The organism is Pseudomonas sp. Z1-14, assembly GCF_051132005.1.
Lineage (GTDB): Bacteria > Pseudomonadota > Gammaproteobacteria > Pseudomonadales > Pseudomonadaceae > Aquipseudomonas.
Window position 1 is genome coordinate 2,452,188 of record NZ_CP071646.1, and the last position, 16,160, is coordinate 2,468,347.

The following is a 16,160-nucleotide window of genomic DNA, read 5'->3' on the forward strand; positions in this document are numbered from 1 at the left end:
CCGAATGGGCGCGGCTTTTTTAATGTTTGGCCGGACGATGACCGATGGAATTGAGGACCAGGTTGCCGTCCTGGTTCTGGGTCAGATAGATCGGCAGGACCTTGGGCAGCGAGGGCACGAGGTTCTTCACTTCGTTGAGGTTGTAGATGCCGCCGACACGCAGGGTGCCGGTAGCATGGTCGGCGAGCATGACGGGACGTTCGAGGTAGCGATTGATCAATGGCAATGCGTCGGAAAGGGCCAGGTCATTCAGCACCAGCTTGCCGTTGCGCCAGGCCAGGGAGCTGTCGCCGGGTTCGATCTCGCGTACCTGCGGCTGGTAGTCGCCCGCCTTGTAGCTTGCCTGCATTCCCGGTGACAGTTGCGAGCCGCCCGCAGTGGCGTTCATGTTGCTGGTCACCCATACCGAGCCTTCCACCAATGTGACCCGAACCTGGTCCTGATACATCCACACGTTGAAACGGGTGCCTGTCACACGCACCTGGCCCTGGCCCGCCCGAACGACGAAAGGATGCCGGGTGTCGTGACTCACATCGAAGAACGCCTCGCCTTTTTTCAGCGTGGCCCGACGCTCATGCTTGTAGTTGGCGAACACCAGTTCGCTGCCAAGGTTGAGCTCCACCTGGCTGCCATCGCCCAGCGTGACATGACGTACGCTCGCGCCGGCTTCCAGGCGCTGGTACGAGTCAGGTAGCCACCCCATGTTCCAACCGGTAATCGCGGCCAAGGGCAAGCCTAGCGCGATCACCGCGGCGGCGACAGCCAGACGGCTCCAGCGCGGCCGTGGCCGCCGGGCTGGCAGGGTCGGCGCGGATTCGACACGCGGCAGATGCTCGGCCACGCCCCAGATTTCCAGCATGGCCTGGTATTCGAAAGCGTGCAGAGGGTCGGCGTCATGCCATTGCTTGAACGCCAATCGGTCGGCATCGGTGCAGTCATCAGCGTGCAAACGCATGCACCAATGCGCGGCCGCATCGCTGATGGCGTCGTATTCGGCTTCCGAGAGTATTCGTTCGGTCATTGGCTGTTCCTGGTTTGCCGCATTCTAACCTTCGACGGCAGCTGCCGAGAACAACCGACATGGCGATTAAGCATCAAATACCCTTGTTGTTCATGTGATAAAGCCGGGCGTTGCCCCGTATGGCCGTACCGTCGCACAAACGGCGTGAAAAAAAGATCAAACGCGTTCCAGCGATGATGCTATGGCGTAGCCACCGGAGGCGGATCCAATTGTCGCCCCAGCTCACAAATGAGCAGCGCTATAGAGTCGGCATTTTTAAACATGACGTCGATCCGTCGATCCGCTGAGTTCAGGTCCAGGAATGCGTCGCGGGCTAGCTCCAGATTTGCGGTGCTGGTGATTTGCAGGATTTTTCTGACGGTATCTTTGTGCTTGGGCAGGAGGTCGAGGCTCTTGAATGAGTGGGTTGCACGGTCCCAATCCGTGAACAGGCGTGCGCGCGGCGTGGTCCACGAAAAACCGTTGAGTTGCAGGTCCTTTTGTTCATCGGCTTTTTTTTGTGCCAGTTGAGTCACTGTTGAAATGAGGTCGTGGAATGGTAAGTAGGCGCCCAGGTAGACGATATCCAGTGTGTCGCACAGCAGATGGGACAGTTCATGAATGAAGGTTGAGCCTTGGGCGTGCGCGTCGACATTGAACGTATTGGGCACGGCGCTCTTGTACCAATGCGGCACCATGTTGAAAAACTCCTGGGTGAGATAAATCTTGCCGCCCTTGCCGCCCTTGCCGGCCTCGAATACGAAGGCACTCGCATCGTAGTCGGCGCTTTTGGCGATGCCGATAACGATGCGACTGCCGTTCCGCTGCAGCCACAACGGATCAGCCAAGGTCTGGCAAATCGGGGCGACGGCAGTGTGTATTTTTTCTACAAGGCGCGCGTCTATCGCCCTGACGCCGAGAAAAATCTTCAGAAAGATGTCCAGTCGGGACCCGGCAGGCACGCCGCCTTTGACCTGCTCAAGATTTTGCAGCGCGTTGCGGGAGTAATGCCGTGCCGTTTCGAGGGCTTGCTCGATCATGTTCGCGCGGTAGGGAAATATCCGGCGTATCTGCTTCATACCCCGTGCTTCAATATTGATGACTTCCTTCGCGTTGAAGTCGCTATGCATATCGGTCAAGGTTGACATCACTTTTCCGTAGCGAATGTGCCGCGAGTCTGGATCGATCAACCACTGCCCGGACTCAGACGAGCGCTTGAGCATCGGCCCCTCGGCGTGGTCATGGGTGATGCGCCAGTCATGGGCAGCTTTTGCTACCTGAAAGACTTTGCCGAACACCGGTGCGTAGTGCTTGCCGGACGCCAGGGCTTCGTAGGTTCCATCGAACGGGTGTTTCTTGAGGTCGGCCAGGCTGACCTTGAGGGCTTCGAATGGCTGCAGGTCTGTACGCGCTGCGCTGGTCAGGTGCTGCCAGTGAGATGCTTTTACCGCGGGGCGAGGCAGGGCGGCGGGACCCACCGGATCGAGCAGGCCGAAGGTATCGTCCCGATTGAGCCAGCCCAGGGAGACCATTTCCGCTGCGCCACAGATGAAATCATGCAAGCCTGCCCCCCAGTTGCCCTGCTGGAAATCCTCGGAAGACGCCTTGAAATCCTCATAGGCGTCTTTAAGAGTCTCGATCAACGCCAGTTTGCCAGGCAGTTCCCGGCCAAGGGCCTTGATGCCGGTACTGAACAAATGCACCACGGTTTGCCAGTCGAACTGGCGCGTGCCATCGGTGTGGGTTTTCAGCATGCCTGCCAGTAATGAGGTGTTGTCGTTGAACAACGTACCGAGCAGGTTGGCAATCGGGTTCGAAGCCAGGGTTATCTCCGAGCGTTTTCCTGCCGTGGACGCGAACAGATTTCGGAACGTGGCTTGCTGGCTTTCGGGGAGCCGGTGAATCAGCATGTCTTGAAGCACCCCTGGCGCATTCAATGCAGCGATGACCTTCGTTTCGTTCTCGAACTCGGTGAAAACATTCCCTTCGTGGTAAGGGGAATACAGGATATGCGGGGCTTTTGCATCGACACTCGACCCGATCAGATAGAGCCCGGTAGCCTTGACGGCTTCGGCGCCTTGCGTCTTGATCAGTTCCATCGGGCGGATGATTGCCTCGGCCCCGTCTGCTTCCAGCCGGGCGATGCTGTCCGGCATATCGAACACTTGGCTGATCAAGCTGAAGGCAAACGGAGAGAGATTCTGTTGCAAATATCTGGCGTGGGCGTGTTGCAGCAGTTGCCAGGGTAGTTGTTGATAAAATCGACTTTTCCTTTGCTCTATGCCCTCGGCGCTGTCGGACAGCTTGTCCAGCACATGCGCCCTGTAGCGGGTTGACGTACCCAACGACAGCAACATTTGCCTGAGAGCGGCTTCGTTCAAGTGGTCGGGTAGTTTTTGCGAGAGCATCGACGAAATCGTGAAGCCGGGTCGCTGGCGACTGTCGAGATGATTCAGGGCGAAATCGGTCAGGCTGCTTGCCGGGCCTGCCAGCGCAAGATGGGGCGAAATCAGCAGTGTGGCGGGGTCAAGGCCCGTATCGGGAAAACGTGTTTCCAACAGCGCCTTCAAGGTTCTGTCGACGTAGTTACGTAGAGGTTCTATGCCGTCCAGGTAGTCTTTGTCCTCGGTTACGCTGTTTCGATATTGTTCAAGCAGTTCGATGTGCTGTCGTTGATCCTCGAGCGAGGCGGCACCCAACCAGGCGGGAAGCTTTTGCTGGAACCAGTAGGCATGGGCGATGCGCTCGGCAACTGGCAGGTTGGTAGCGGCGCCCTTGTCCAACAGTGCTTTCAGGCTTTCGAGCATTGCCGGTTCGGTCAGTCGCCAGTCACCTATCTGTAATGCACGCAAATACGCGTGTTCGGCCGCAAAGTGTTCGCTGAACGAAGTCATCCGATTCATCAGCACATTGCCTTCGATCAGTTCAAATGCCTCGAGCTGGTAGCGGGCATGGGGATTCCGTTGCGCGGGCGTGAGATTGGTCAGCACATCGAAACGCGACCGGGAGTTGGACAGGTATTGATTCAACTGTTGGCTGGCAAGGGCGACGGATGGAAAAACCTTGAGTCCGCAAGTGGGGATCCACAGGATTGCCATGCCGGAAAAAGGCGTATCCAGCCCGCCACGCTCGGTCAGCAGGAAGCAACTGGCCGGAGAAACGACGGTCGTGGCGCCTTCCGTTGTGCAGGTCAACTTCAGCGAATATACGTCCGGGCGGAAACCTTTGACGCTGGGGCGTTGTTCGCGGTCGGGGTAGTTTGCGTCGAAGGCAAACACGCTGTTGATGAGCTTGTGGGCGTCGGTCGACAGCGTCCCGTTGAGCTGCCGCAGCTCAGCCTCCTCCCGGATGCCCAGGGAAAAAGTGCTGCATAGCTTGGGAAGCAGTTTCCTCAGCTCGCTGTCGAGGAGCTCCGATTCGCTTGAATGGGGTAACTCTGTGAACTCGCTATCGAAAGCTTTTTGCACGCTGTCATAGGTCTTGAGCTTTCTGTGCAGCACATCGGCGATGAAATTGGAGGGGCGCAGGTTTCCATAAAACGCAGCGCGCGCGCCCCAGTGTCCGTCGACCTTCTGGTCGAGCAGGCCGCTGTCGATCAGGGTGCGTATATCGAGCGCCTTGTCCAACAGCGCATGGATATCGACCTCGCCCTGGCGGGACATTTCCAGTGCGAAATGAATATTGTCCAGCTGTTTGGAAATGATCGCCTGGCCCAGGGACTCGGCTACGGGCAAGCTCACCTCCTTGCCGGAGACCTGCGGAGCGTCGAAGCGCAGAAGACGGTTGCGTTCCTCAAGGCTCAGCAGTCCATAAAGGGCGTCCATTTGCGGGGCCGCGGTGGGCGGGCCCAGCAACGTATCCCTGAAGTCCAGATGATGGTCAACTTGCTGAATGCCTTTGCCAGGGGTGTAAAGGTAGTGCCCATTCGCGCTGATCATCAACGAGCCCGCCAGTTCGACGCTATGGGTTTCATGTTCCCAGAGGCGAATCGTTTCGATGAACATCAGCCTCTCGTCGTGGCGAGATGGCCGGAACAGACGATGCAGCTCGCTGCTTTGTGCTTCTGTCAGTTGGCCTTTTTCGCGTTCGATAACGATCGCTGACCGTAGCTTGTCGTCGATGACACGGGACAGAAACTGTCGCCGTGAAATGTTCAGGGGACTCGCAGCGTCCCAGTAGGCCTCGAGACGATCAGTGAGGTGGCGCACCAGATTCCTTGCGGTGAGCTTTACCATGGTTTGCCAGTGCAAGGCGTTTGCGGGCGATTCCTCGGTGGAGGGGTGAGTGAAAGCCGCCTCGTATCCGTCAGGCCAGCCTTGATGATGGAAGTAGATCAGCACTGCATCACTCAGTGGCATGTTCCGGGTCCACTGCTGTAACGGGACGTCCGCGCCCTTGATGAGACTGAGCGAGACGCGTGCCTGCTTATCATCGAAGTTGTCCAACAGCTCCTGCAATATCTGGTCAAGCATCGCTGCCAACGACGGAACCTGGAGCAACTCATGCACCATTGCCTGGGCGTTGAGTTCCTGGGCATTGCTGATCGATGCCAATCGTGTCTCGAGCGGATCTCCGTAGACAGTTCGGCGGGTTTTCTGAAAGGATGCGCCATAGAGTTCGTTGCGCTGGGAGAGCGAAAGGAGGCAAAACAGCTCATCCCGTTCCAGCGGTGTCGCCAGCATTTCATCAAGCCTGTGCTCGAGGGTCTCCGGGCTATCGAACTTTGCGATGCCGCCGTACGGTGTATAGAGGAACGCAGGGTGATCGCCCTGCGCGCTGAGCACCAGGCAACCGGCGAGCGGGATAAAGGGTTTGCCCTGGACATCCAGGGTAATTGTTTCGATCGTCATTGCGGGTGATTGCTCGCCGCGTTGCGTGTAGTTGGGCAGGGCAGCGTGATGCAGCCAGTCAAGATCTGCCTGGGTCAACCCGTGGGGCGCGGTCAATTCATTCAGGCGCCGGGCTTTGAATATTTCAGGGAATAGCAGGGGCGGGTTTGCACTAGTCATCGTTGCTTCTCGATCAGGCGCCTCAAGGCGATACGGCCATCAGTGAGGGGCCAGAGTAGGCAACGAGGAACGGGCGAAGGTGGTACATAGTTACCGCACGCAAGCTGCAGGCCTGCCGGACCATGGCGCGGGCGTTGCACGGTTGACATGGCGGCCGTGAAGCGGTAATCAGCGAGCTCGCCTCTTCACGCTGTTGCTACCTCCAATAATCATTCTGGAGCTTCAGATGCCCGCGCTACCCGATCCTGCCGGTCCTTGCACATTGTCCTATGAAGCGTTGGTGAGCTTGCTGGAGCAGATTTTCCTGCGTCATGGCACCTCGATCGATGTCGCCCGCACCCTGGCCGAGAACTGCGCCGGCGCCGAACGCGATGGCGCCCACAGCCATGGGGTGTTTCGCATGCCCGGGTATGTTTCGACGTTGAACAGCGGCTGGGTCAACGGCCAGGCCGTGCCGATCGTCGAGGACGTTGCGTCCGGATTCGTTCGGGTCGACGCTTGCAACGGCTTTGCCCAGCCTGCCCTGGCCGCCGCCCGCCCATTGCTGGTGGCCAAGGCTCGCAGCGCCGGCATTGCGGTGCTGGCGATACGCAACTCTCATCACTTCGCGGCGCTGTGGCCGGATGTCGAGCCGTTCGCCTATGAAGGCCTGGTGGCCTTGAGCGTGGTCAACAGCATGACCTGTGTGGTGCCACATGGCGCGGATCGGCCGCTGTTCGGCACCAATCCCATTGCTTTCGCCGCCCCACGCAACGGCGGCGAGCCGATTGTTTTCGACCTCGCTACCAGCGCCATCGCCCATGGCGACGTGCAGATTGCCGCGCGCAAAGGTGAGCGATTGCCTCCCGGAATGGGGGTGGACAGCCTCGGTCAGCCGACCTGTGATCCGAAGGCGATTCTGGAGGGCGGCGCGCTACTGCCGTTTGGCGGTCACAAGGGGTCGGCCTTGTCGATGATGGTGGAACTGCTGGCGGCCGCACTGACGGGGGGCAACTTTTCGTTCGAGTTCGACTGGCACAACCATCCCGGAGCCAAGACTCCCTGGACCGGACAGTTGTTGATCGTGATCGATCCGAGCAAGGCCGCTGGCCAGGATTTCGCTTCACGCAGCGAAGAATTGGTCAGGCAGATGCACGGTGTCGGATTGCGTCGGTTGCCAGGGGATCGCCGACACCGTGAGCGCAGCAAGTCCAGCGAACAAGGGATTGTGCTGGACGAGCAGACATTGGGCCAACTGCGCGAGTTGGCGGGGCTATAGGCTTTTTTGGCTGGGGCTTAACGGCGTCCCAGCAACAAGCCCACCACGAGCCCGAAACCCGCGGAAATCGCTACGGTCTGCCAGGGATGGCCGCCGATGTAAGCCTGCGTGGCATCAACCATCGGGCGCGTGCGTTCCCGAGCGCTGGCGACCGAATCCAGGGCTTGCCGCAGTTTCTGTGAAATCTGTTCGCGCAGGTTCTCCGCGTCCTCGCCAACCAGGGCGGCACCGCTCTTGAGCAGCTTCTCCGACTCTTCGATCAATGCTTTCAGTTCGCTGAAGGCTTGATCCTTGATTTGCTCTCCGTTCGCTTGCGCGGCACTTGTGCGAGCCATTGAAGTACTCCTTGAGGTTGATGGCAGTGAACAATGGAGTGTTGCGCTTGGGCAAAAGTTGCAGCAGTCGGCATGGCCCAGGGCCGCTGGCAAAAATCATGGTTAAGACGTTTCTGTGCAAGGTGTAAGATGGCGCCTATTTACGCAACAGGAAATTCCCCATGAGTTTCAATCTGGCTGACAAGCCCCTGGCCGAGCGTGCGGCGCTGGAAGATGAAAAATCCCGACTTTTCGAGCTGTGGCAAAACAATCTGGGCAAGGCCAAGGGTGACGCTGCGCGGTTGTTTGGCGAACGCTCCAAGCGCAAGGGCAAATGGGCCGAGTGGGTGCGCGCCGAGCTGGACGGCATGTCGCCTCCGGAGTACGCCAACATGGTGCGCAGCGAGGTCAATCGACTGATGGCCGCGAACAAATAACCTCAGCTGAAGGTCGCGACGATGGCCTCGCGCACTTTGTCCACCGCGGGATCGCGCTGCGCATGGGTCCGCCAGCCCAACTCGATCGGGTAGCGCGGCAACGCCAGCGGGCAGGGCAGCAACGACAGGCCGCTGAGCGCCGCGATGGCCTTGGCGGCATGCTCCGGAATGGTCGCCACGGCCTGGCTGCCCTTGAGCAGGAACGGCAGCGCGGCGAAGTGGGTGGTCGAGGCGCTCACTCGTCGGCGCAGGCCGAGCCCGGCCAGTCCTTCATCGGTAATGCCGATGAAACCGCCGGATGAGACCAGCAGATGCTCGCGCGCCACGAACGCCTCCAGGCTCAGGCCCTGCTGATCGTCCGTCAGGTTGGCAGGGTCCACCAGGCAGGCGTAGCCGCCTTCGCCGAGGACCTGGCGACTGAGCAGCCGCTCGGTAAATCCCCCCGCTGTAATCGCTACGTCCAGGCTGCGCTCCATCAAGGCCCGGCCGACGATCTGGCTGTGGGTCTGGCGAAAGATCAAGCGCAGCCCCGGCGCTCGTCGCGCAACTTCCTCGATCAATCGCCGGCCATAGGCAATTTCAAAATCATCCGACAACCCGACGATGACTGAGCGGCCCTCGTAGTGGCTGGCGCCCGGATCGATCATCGCCAGGCTCTGGCGGCATTTGTCCAACGCTTCGCTGATCACCGGTTTCAGTTGGTTGGCCCGCAATGTCGGCGCCAGGCCGCGGCCGGTGCGCACGAACAATTGATCGTCGTACACGCTTCGCAGCCTTCGCAGCGCGGCGCTGATGGCCGATTGAGTGACGCCCAGGCGCAGGGCGGCGCGGCTTGCACTGGATTCGTCGTGCAGGGCTTCGAAGGTCTTCAGCAGGTTCAGGTCTACATCGGCGATATTCATTTGCTTCATATCTTTTAGCAGCGGACAGGGCTTTATTCATGATCCGTCGGCGCCTGAGAATCAGCAACACTTGAGATCACGGAGTTGAAGACCATGCCCAAATCCATTGTGGCTGCCTTGCAGATCGGCTCGCTGCCAGGCGGCAAAGGCGAAACCCTCGCGCAGATTCTTTCCTACGAAGATGCCATTCGTGAGGCCGGTGCACGCCTGGTGGTCATGCCCGAGGCGCTGCTGGGCGGCTATCCCAAGGGCGAGACTTTTGGCACCCAGCTAGGCTATCGGCTACCGGAAGGGCGCGAAGCGTTTGCCCGCTACTTTGCCAACGCCATCGACGTGCCCGGTGCGGAAACCGAGGCGCTGGCGGGTCTTTCGGCGCGAACCGGGGCAAGCCTGGTGCTGGGCGTCATCGAGCGCGCCGGCAATACGCTGTACTGCACCGCGCTGTACTTCGAACCAGACGCCGGCCTCGTCGCAAGGCATCGCAAACTGATGCCCACCGGCACTGAGCGGCTGATCTGGGGCAAGGGCGACGGTTCGACCTTACCGGTGATCGACAGCCAGGTTGGGCGCGTGGGCGCGGCGGTGTGCTGGGAAAACATGATGCCGCTGCTGCGCACCGCGATGTATGCCAAGGGCGTGGACGTCTGGTGCGCGCCGACGGTGGATGAGCGGGAGATGTGGCAGGTGAGCATGCGGCATATCGCTCATGAAGGGCGTTGCTTTGTGGTCAGTGCCTGCCAGGTCCAGGCCTCGCCGGCAGAGCTGGGTATCGAGGTGGCGAACTGGCCGGCGGAGCGGCCGTTGATCGCGGGCGGCAGCGTGATTGTCGGGCCCATGGGCGACGTGCTGGCCGGGCCGTTGAAGGGCTCCGTCGGATTGCTGACCGCTGAAATCGATACCGATGAGCTGGTGCGGGCGCGTTACGACTATGACGTGGTCGGGCACTACGCCCGGCCCGATGTATTCGAGCTGGTGGTGGATGAGCGAGCCAAGCCGGGCGTGCGTTTCATTGCATGATTCACCAGGTGCCTGTGGAATTCGGTAGATCAAGGGTTCCGCGATCGACGAAGCGCAGGGTGCCGAACAAGCCGCCGGCGAGTTTGCCCTTGAGCACGTAGGGCAGGTTGTCCAGGCTCTGGGTCTGGCTCAGGCCGAGGGTCTGGCGGATCACTGAAAACGCCGAGATGCTCACCGGTATGCTCAGGATTCCTTCGGAAAAGCGTGGAATCGAGCCGCTCTGGTCACTGACGCCGGTCGCCAACGTGCGGCCATTGACTTCCAGATCCAATGCCGCACCGCTGTAGTCGATGGCGGTTTCGTTGGGATTCTGCAAGCGCAGTTTCACCGCGAAGCGCATCTCCAGACCCTCGCTGGGCAGTGGCTCGATACCGACCACGTTGATATTCAGCGGGTCGCGGTGCGGGAAGAGGGCGCAGGCGCTCAGGCTGAGCAGCAAGAGGATGAGGGGCAAGCCGAGGATTCTGCGCATGGACGTTCTCGCATGTGGATTATTGGTTACAACCCTATCACCTGGCGACGCATGAATCGCTGTGGCGAGGGAGCTTGCTCCCGCTGGGCTGCGCAGCGGCCCCGTTTTTTTTTGCGGCTGCTACGCAACCGAGCGGGAGCAAGCTCCCTCGCCACAGGGATTGATGTAACGGCGGTTCGGCTGCTGACAGTTTCTGACACCAGCCTCTGCTAATCTGCTTCATCTTTTCCCTGGATCCGCCATCGTGTCGCGAACCACTCGGCTGCTGACTTTGTTGCAAGTCTTGCGGGGCAAGCGCTGCCCGGTTACCGCCGCGACGCTGGCGGCCGAGCTGAAGGTGTCCGAGCGCACGCTTTATCGCGATATAGCCGAACTGACTGCCCTGGGCGCGCCGATCCAGGGCGAGGCGGGCATAGGTTATGTGCTGCGCAGCGGCCTGTTCCTCCCGCCGCTGATGTTCACCGCCGATGAAATCGAGGCCATCGTGCTGGGCTTGCGCTACGTCGACCAGCGTGGCGACGAGGTGCTGGGCAAGGCCGCCGCCGACGCTTTGGCAAAGGTCGAGGCGGTGTTGGCCCCTGGTTTGCGCGATGCCTTGCACAACCCCACGGTATTGCCCGGCCCACCGGGTTACGGTTATCCGCAGAACGCCGTGGAGCTGAATGTCTACCGCCAGGCCATTCGCACTCAAGCCAAGTTGCACATCGATTACGCCGACGTCAACAAGACCCCCAGCCAGCGGTTGATCTGGCCGTTGGCCCTGGGCTTTTTCAATGAGGCGCGGGTGGTGGTGGCCTGGTGCGAACTACGCGGTGCCTATCGGACGTTTCGTACCGACCGGATTGCCTCAGCCAGCGTCCAGGGCGAGCGCTACCCCGGCAGGCGCAGCGACTTGCTGCGAGCTTGGTTGGCGCTGATGAATCTCGATGAGGCGGGGCGTTTTACTCCTGACAAAAACTGACACAGCGCTGTTCTAGGATGGCTCCGGATCGATACAACAAGGAGCCCCTGACATGTCCAATCCCGTCTCTTCCCTGGCCCCGGCCATCGCCGGCTACATCGCTGCCGCGAATGCTCGCGACAGCTCGGCGGTGACGCGTTTCTTCGCCGAGGATGCCAATGTGTTCGATGAAGGCAACCACCGGGTCGGCACCCAGGCCATCGCCCAGTGGATGGAAGATACCGCGCGCCGTTACCAACCGCGGGTCGAAGTCCTCAACGTGCAGCAACGCACCGGAAAGGTGCTGGTCCATAACCTGATCTCCGGAACCTTTCCCGGTAGTCCACTGGAGTTGCGCTACACCTTCCGGCTCGATGAGCAGGGGAAGATCAGTCGGCTGGATATTTCCGCCTGACTTTTGTGGCGAGGGAGCTTGCTCCCGCTCGGTTGCGCAGCGACCGCAAAGCTTGGGGCTGCTACGCAACCCAGCGGGAGCAAGCTCCCTCGCCACGGGATTTGTGGTGAATCATGAAATACTTCTCGGATCCTGCTGCATGGCATACTCCAGACCTTCGCCTTCCGGACCCGGGTCGCATGACTTTCACTTCCCCCTTGAGCGCCTGGCAGCATGCCATCGAACACCACGGCTTCGTCCAGGACGAAGCCCAGGAGCTGGCAATCATGGCATTGGAGCAGTGCCATCAGGCGCTGCACGAAGGCCGCAAGGCAATCAAGGGTGTTTACCTGTGGGGACCGGTCGGGCGGGGCAAGACGTGGCTCATGGATCGCTTTTATGAAAGCCTCGGGGTTCCGGCCCGTCGCCAGCATTTTCATTATTTCATGGCCTGGGTGCATCAGCGCTCGTTCCAGCTCACCGGCACGCCAGATCCGTTGCAGGCCCTGGCTCGGGAGCTGAGCCGAGAGGTGCGGGTGTTGTGCTTCGACGAGTTGTTCGTGACCGACATCGGCGATGCGATCATCCTCGGCCGCCTGTTCCAGGTGATGTTCGAGCTGGGCATGGTAGTGGTCAGCACGTCCAACCTGCCGCCGGATGAGCTGTACGCCAGCGGTCACAACCGTGAGCGCTTCCTGCCGACCATAACGGCCATCAAGCAGTACATGCAGGTCGTGCCGGTGAATGGCTGGCAGGATCATCGCCAGCACCCGGGCGCCTTGCAGCAGCGTTATTGGCTGCGTGACCCGGCCCAGCCTGATCCGTTGGCGGAGGTTTTCGCCCAGTTGAGCGCCGGGCAGAAAACCCGCAACCAGGCGCTTGAGGTCGGCCATCGCCAGATCGTTCCGGTCCAGGCCAGCGATACAGTGCTGTGGAGCCGTTACCCCGATCTTTGCGAGCAACCGTTCTCGGCGCTGGATTTCATGGCGCTGTGCGATCGTTTCAAGGCCATTCTGCTCAGTGACGTACCCTGTCTGAGCGCCGAACAACGCGAAGGGCGTATTGCCCGAGGCACCGAAGACGGGGTCGAGCGGGTCGAGGCCGGTGATCGCGAGCTGCCGCAGCTGTCGATTCATGACGACGGCGTACGGCGTTTCATTGCCCTGGTCGACGAATGTTATGACCGCAAAGTGCCGTTGTACCTGTCGGCCCAGGTGCCGATGGACCAGTTGTACACGCAGGGCTATCTGCAATTCCCGTTTCGCCGTACTCTCAGTCGCCTTCAGGAAATGCAACTGCAACGTTTTGGTCAGCCCGCCTGACCCGACCCTGCCGATGCCAAGCCGTCGGCCTTATCGAAACGAGATGGAAGATCATGGAAGAAGCCAAGGATATCCTTGTACTGCAAGCCAGCTACACCAACCCGGTCCACGCCGAAGCGATCTGCCATGTGCTCAACGGGTATGCCGAGGATCCGATGGGCGGAGGGCACTCGCTGCCGGCCGAGGTGCTGGCCCATCTGCCTGAAGAGCTGGCCAAGCGTTCCCACGCTTTCAGTGTGCTGGCGTTCGTCAATGGCGAGCCGGCGGGGTTGGTCAACTGTTTCGAGGGGTTTTCGACCTTCGCTTGCCGGCCTTTGGTGAATGTCCACGATGTAGCCGTGATGCCGGCGTTTCGTGGGCTTGGCCTGAGCCAGAAGATGCTGCAGAAAGTCGAAGACATCGCCCGCCAGCGCGGGTGCTGCAAGATCACCCTGGAAGTGCTGGAAGGCAACGCCGTGGCCCAGGCCAGTTATGCCAAGTTCGGCTTTGCCGCCGGCATGTTCGACCCGGCCCACGGGCGCATGCTGTTCTGGATCAAGCCCCTCTAAGGGCGTCATGAGGTCCACTTAAGAACTCGTGGCGAGGGAGCAAGCTCCCTCGCCACGGGATTACCTCAAGTCAACCGCATTACTCCAGATGCGGGCTGTGGCTTTTCGACTACTTTTGTACGACCTGGCCCGCGGGGCCCTTGGGCTGCATCAGGCTGAAATCGATCAGCCCCTTGCGCTGGTCCTGGTAGGGGTTGCCGATCAACAGCGGCCGTGACTTGAAGTCATCGCTGACCAGGCTCTTGCTGCGATCGAGCTCATCAAAGCTCAAGCCCGCCATGTCCGCCCAGGTGTGAATCAGGTGCGAGCTGCTGTAGGGCCGCGACAGGTCGCCAGCGAAATTCCAGTCATGGGTTTCGCGCCACTTCGGCGAGGCCCACGCCATGAACGGGATGGTGTACATCGGCGCTGTTGGCTTGGCCTCGTTGCGGCCCAGGGTGCCATGGCCCGGTGAATCGAAGACGTCTTCGCCGTGGTCCGACAGATACAGCAGGAAGCCGTTGGGGTCGCTCTTGGCGTAGTCCTTGATCAGGCTGGACACCACGAAGTCGTTGTACAGCACCGCGTTGTCGTAGCTGTTGTAGGTCGGCACCTGATCGTCACGCACCCCGGCAGGCACGCCTTGGCGGTCGGTGAATTTGTTGAAGGTCGGCGGATACCGATACTGATAACTCATGTGGGTGCCGAGCAGGTGCACCACGATCAGCTTGCGCGGCGCGGTGTCGGCCAAGGCTTTGTTGAAGGGCTCGATCACGTCGCCGTCGTACTGTGCGGCGTTCTGGTTGCGGTTGTTGTTCAGGTAGACCTGCTCATCGGCCTGTTGCGAAAACGTCGTGAGCATGGTGTTGCGCTTGGTCATGGTCTGCTGGTTGGTGATCCAGAACGTCTTGTAGCCGGCCTGTTTCATCATGCTCACCAGCGAGGGCGTGCTGAGATAAAGGTCCGGGTTCTCCTCGTCGGCGAACGTCAGTACCTGCTGCAGGGCCTCGATGGTATAGGGGCGCGGGGTAATGACATTGTCAAAGACCGAGAGCTGGTCCTTGAGCTTGTCCAGCTCCGGCGTGGTTTCTCTCGGATAGCCGTACAGGCTCATGCGCTGGCGGTTGGTCGATTCGCCGATGACCAGCACCAGGGTGGCCGGCTCATTGGCCATAGTGTCCTGAAGGTTGCGCAGGGGCGCAATCTTGCTGGTGCTGTGGAGCATGCCCTGCATGTTTTCCAGCTGTTCGGTGTAGCGGCGGTACGCTACCAGCATCTGCCAGGGCACCGCCGGCTCGACGCGGCTCTCGAACTTCTCGAAGCCCTTGGCCAGGCTGCCAGTGCGCAGGGTCTGCTTGGTCAGCGGGTAGCCGACCACGGCCACCATGATGACCAGCGCTGCCGCCCAGGCCTGGCTGCGTGGCAGGTAGACCGGGCGCAGGCGCGTCCAGAGGAAGTAACCGACCAGGGTATGCGCCAGGAACGCCGGCACCATCCACCAGGCGAAATACTGGGTCATGTATTCGCCAGCTTCGGACACGTTCGACTCGAACATGATGAAGATGACGCTTTGGGAAAATTCCTGCTGGTAAATGAAAAAATAGCCCAGGCTGGCCATGGAGCAAGCCCAGAGCACGATCCCGATGATCGCGGCGAGCAGGCGGGTGCGGGCAGGGAAGAGCAGCAGCGGTGCCAACCACAACGCACTCATCACGAAGGCCTGGCGAAACCCGGCGAACCCGGCGGTGCCGCTCGACAGGATCAGCAGTTGGGTGATGCCGGAAAAATACCAGAAGAACAGAAACAGCCAGCCGAACCCGGCCCAATCGAAACTTTTCGCAGTCGTTTTGCTGCGTTTGAACACACTCATCAAGCGCTCCAGCGTTCACCGACGAGACTGCCGGCACCGGACTGGTGCGCACGGGCCATCGCCGTAACTATTTGTGATTGCAGGATTATTACGGACCAGGTGTGAAAACTTCGTGAGTTTTTCACGATCCGTGCATCCGGAACTGCTGGAGGGCTGGTGGCGAGGGAGCTTGCTCCCGTTCGGTTGCGCAGCGACCGCAATTTTTAGGGGGCGCTGCGCACCCCAGCGGGAGCAAGCTCCCTCGCCACAGGGTCTGTGGTGTTCTTTCGTCGTGACACCGGTTTGCCCGGCGTCACCAAAGTGTCTTGCCCGGAGGACAGGATCAGCGAGCCAAAGCCTGGCCCTGGTGTGAGAGCTGTGCGTGTTGCAACTGCATGCGCAACTGCGTCACTTCATCAAGCAGCAGATCACGCTCTTCCTTCAGCAGGCGTAATTCGTCGCGACGAATGGTCACATAAAGGGTTTGTGGAGGACGTGCGGTAACGACAGGGCCCATTGCTCACCTCGCAAATGGCTACATCAACTAGAGAGATGTCGTCAGTTTCTTGGCGACAATTCTTTATCGGCACCAATTCTGAATACTTTTGCCCGTTGATGGAACTTTTTTATTTTTCATGGTCCGCGTGTCTTCGGCCGGTTTTTGAACGTTATCCTTTGTGATCGGGCGATTTACCCGGAAACTATGCGGCAATGCTCTG

General features: G+C 60.1%; 14 protein-coding genes. 7 read left to right on the plus strand and 7 right to left on the minus strand.

The features are described 5' to 3' along the window. Positions 1-19: 19 nt before the first annotated feature. A complete protein-coding gene (locus J3P89_RS11250; RefSeq protein ID WP_434697554.1) occupies positions 20-1,021 on the minus strand; it encodes a FecR family protein in 1,002 nt (333 codons plus the stop codon). A 179-nt stretch (positions 1,022-1,200) separates the two neighbouring features. Further along, on the minus strand, positions 1,201-6,009 hold the full coding sequence (locus J3P89_RS11255) for a dermonecrotic toxin domain-containing protein (RefSeq protein ID WP_434697555.1): 4,809 nt from the start codon (positions 6,007-6,009) through the stop codon (positions 1,201-1,203). Positions 6,010-6,235: 226 nt separating this feature from the next. On the opposite strand from J3P89_RS11255, the gene J3P89_RS11260 reads away from it, so the two are divergent. Beyond that, a complete protein-coding gene (locus tag J3P89_RS11260) occupies positions 6,236-7,267 on the plus strand; it encodes an Ldh family oxidoreductase (protein WP_434697556.1) in 1,032 nt (343 codons plus the stop codon). A 17-nt stretch (positions 7,268-7,284) separates the two neighbouring features. Here J3P89_RS11260 and J3P89_RS11265 read toward each other — a convergent pair whose 3' ends face one another. Continuing rightward, positions 7,285-7,602, minus strand: coding sequence for a DUF883 family protein (locus tag J3P89_RS11265; protein ID WP_434573816.1), 318 nt, complete (start codon positions 7,600-7,602; stop codon positions 7,285-7,287). 161 nt (positions 7,603-7,763) lie between these two features. Here J3P89_RS11265 and J3P89_RS11270 point away from each other — a divergent pair, with 161 nt between their 5' ends. Continuing rightward, positions 7,764-8,018 carry a hypothetical protein gene (locus J3P89_RS11270; RefSeq protein ID WP_003181187.1) on the plus strand — a complete coding sequence of 85 codons (255 nt, stop codon included), beginning with the start codon at positions 7,764-7,766 and terminating at the stop codon, positions 8,016-8,018. A gap of 2 nt (positions 8,019-8,020) precedes the next feature. Here J3P89_RS11270 and J3P89_RS11275 read toward each other — a convergent pair whose 3' ends face one another. Continuing rightward, a complete protein-coding gene (locus J3P89_RS11275; RefSeq protein WP_434697557.1) occupies positions 8,021-8,929 on the minus strand; it encodes a LysR family transcriptional regulator in 909 nt (302 codons plus the stop codon). An 84-nt stretch (positions 8,930-9,013) separates the two neighbouring features. Here J3P89_RS11275 and J3P89_RS11280 point away from each other — a divergent pair, with 84 nt between their 5' ends. Beyond that, complete coding sequence (locus J3P89_RS11280) at positions 9,014-9,937, plus strand: carbon-nitrogen hydrolase family protein (RefSeq protein WP_434697558.1); 924 nt, start codon at positions 9,014-9,016, stop codon at positions 9,935-9,937. Position 9,938: 1 nt separating this feature from the next. Here the strand turns inward: J3P89_RS11280 and J3P89_RS11285 are convergent, their stop codons facing one another. Further along, the gene (locus J3P89_RS11285) at positions 9,939-10,409 is read right to left on the minus strand and encodes an LEA type 2 family protein (protein WP_434697559.1); all 471 of its coding nucleotides are present in this window, start codon (positions 10,407-10,409) and stop codon (positions 9,939-9,941) included. 244 nt (positions 10,410-10,653) lie between these two features. Here J3P89_RS11285 and J3P89_RS11290 point away from each other — a divergent pair, with 244 nt between their 5' ends. From J3P89_RS11290 to J3P89_RS11305, 4 genes are all read left to right on the plus strand, one after another. Further along, positions 10,654-11,370 (plus strand): helix-turn-helix transcriptional regulator, encoded by a 717-nt coding sequence (locus tag J3P89_RS11290; protein WP_434657394.1) that lies wholly within the window; start codon positions 10,654-10,656, stop codon positions 11,368-11,370. A gap of 52 nt (positions 11,371-11,422) precedes the next feature. Then, complete coding sequence (locus J3P89_RS11295; protein WP_434573825.1) at positions 11,423-11,764, plus strand: nuclear transport factor 2 family protein; 342 nt, start codon at positions 11,423-11,425, stop codon at positions 11,762-11,764. Between the two features lie 179 nt (positions 11,765-11,943). Then, on the plus strand, positions 11,944-13,065 hold the full coding sequence (gene zapE, locus J3P89_RS11300) for a cell division protein ZapE (protein WP_434697560.1): 1,122 nt from the start codon (positions 11,944-11,946) through the stop codon (positions 13,063-13,065). A 53-nt stretch (positions 13,066-13,118) separates the two neighbouring features. Continuing rightward, complete coding sequence (locus J3P89_RS11305) at positions 13,119-13,613, plus strand: GNAT family N-acetyltransferase (protein WP_434573829.1); 495 nt, start codon at positions 13,119-13,121, stop codon at positions 13,611-13,613. 109 nt (positions 13,614-13,722) lie between these two features. On the opposite strand, the gene J3P89_RS11310 is transcribed toward J3P89_RS11305, so the two are convergent. Together J3P89_RS11310 and J3P89_RS11315 are read right to left on the minus strand one after the other, a co-directional pair. Then, the gene (locus J3P89_RS11310; RefSeq protein ID WP_434697561.1) at positions 13,723-15,462 is read right to left on the minus strand and encodes a phosphoethanolamine transferase CptA; all 1,740 of its coding nucleotides are present in this window, start codon (positions 15,460-15,462) and stop codon (positions 13,723-13,725) included. A gap of 322 nt (positions 15,463-15,784) precedes the next feature. Then, entirely contained in the window at positions 15,785-15,958 is a 174-nt protein-coding gene (locus tag J3P89_RS11315; RefSeq protein WP_305500661.1) for a DUF6026 family protein, read from the minus strand. Between the last annotated feature and the right edge of the window lie 202 nt (positions 15,959-16,160).

Excerpts from the sequence above, each read along its gene's own strand:
- J3P89_RS11250 (WP_434697554.1), bottom strand. The coding sequence starts at position 1,021 with ATGACCGAACGAATACTCTCGGAAGCCGAATACGACGCCATCAGCGAT.
- J3P89_RS11255 (WP_434697555.1), bottom strand. The coding sequence starts at position 6,009 with ATGACTAGTGCAAACCCGCCCCTGCTATTCCCTGAAATATTCAAAGCC.
- J3P89_RS11260 (WP_434697556.1), top strand. The coding sequence starts at position 6,236 with ATGCCCGCGCTACCCGATCCTGCCGGTCCTTGCACATTGTCCTATGAA.
- J3P89_RS11265 (WP_434573816.1), bottom strand. The coding sequence starts at position 7,602 with ATGGCTCGCACAAGTGCCGCGCAAGCGAACGGAGAGCAAATCAAGGAT.
- J3P89_RS11270 (WP_003181187.1), top strand. The coding sequence starts at position 7,764 with ATGAGTTTCAATCTGGCTGACAAGCCCCTGGCCGAGCGTGCGGCGCTG.
- J3P89_RS11275 (WP_434697557.1), bottom strand. The coding sequence starts at position 8,929 with ATGAAGCAAATGAATATCGCCGATGTAGACCTGAACCTGCTGAAGACC.
- J3P89_RS11280 (WP_434697558.1), top strand. The coding sequence starts at position 9,014 with ATGCCCAAATCCATTGTGGCTGCCTTGCAGATCGGCTCGCTGCCAGGC.
- J3P89_RS11285 (WP_434697559.1), bottom strand. The coding sequence starts at position 10,409 with ATGCGCAGAATCCTCGGCTTGCCCCTCATCCTCTTGCTGCTCAGCCTG.
- J3P89_RS11295 (WP_434573825.1), top strand. The coding sequence starts at position 11,423 with ATGTCCAATCCCGTCTCTTCCCTGGCCCCGGCCATCGCCGGCTACATC.
- zapE (WP_434697560.1), top strand. The coding sequence starts at position 11,944 with ATGACTTTCACTTCCCCCTTGAGCGCCTGGCAGCATGCCATCGAACAC.
- J3P89_RS11305 (WP_434573829.1), top strand. The coding sequence starts at position 13,119 with ATGGAAGAAGCCAAGGATATCCTTGTACTGCAAGCCAGCTACACCAAC.
- J3P89_RS11310 (WP_434697561.1), bottom strand. The coding sequence starts at position 15,462 with ATGAGTGTGTTCAAACGCAGCAAAACGACTGCGAAAAGTTTCGATTGG.
- J3P89_RS11315 (WP_305500661.1), bottom strand. The coding sequence starts at position 15,958 with ATGGGCCCTGTCGTTACCGCACGTCCTCCACAAACCCTTTATGTGACC.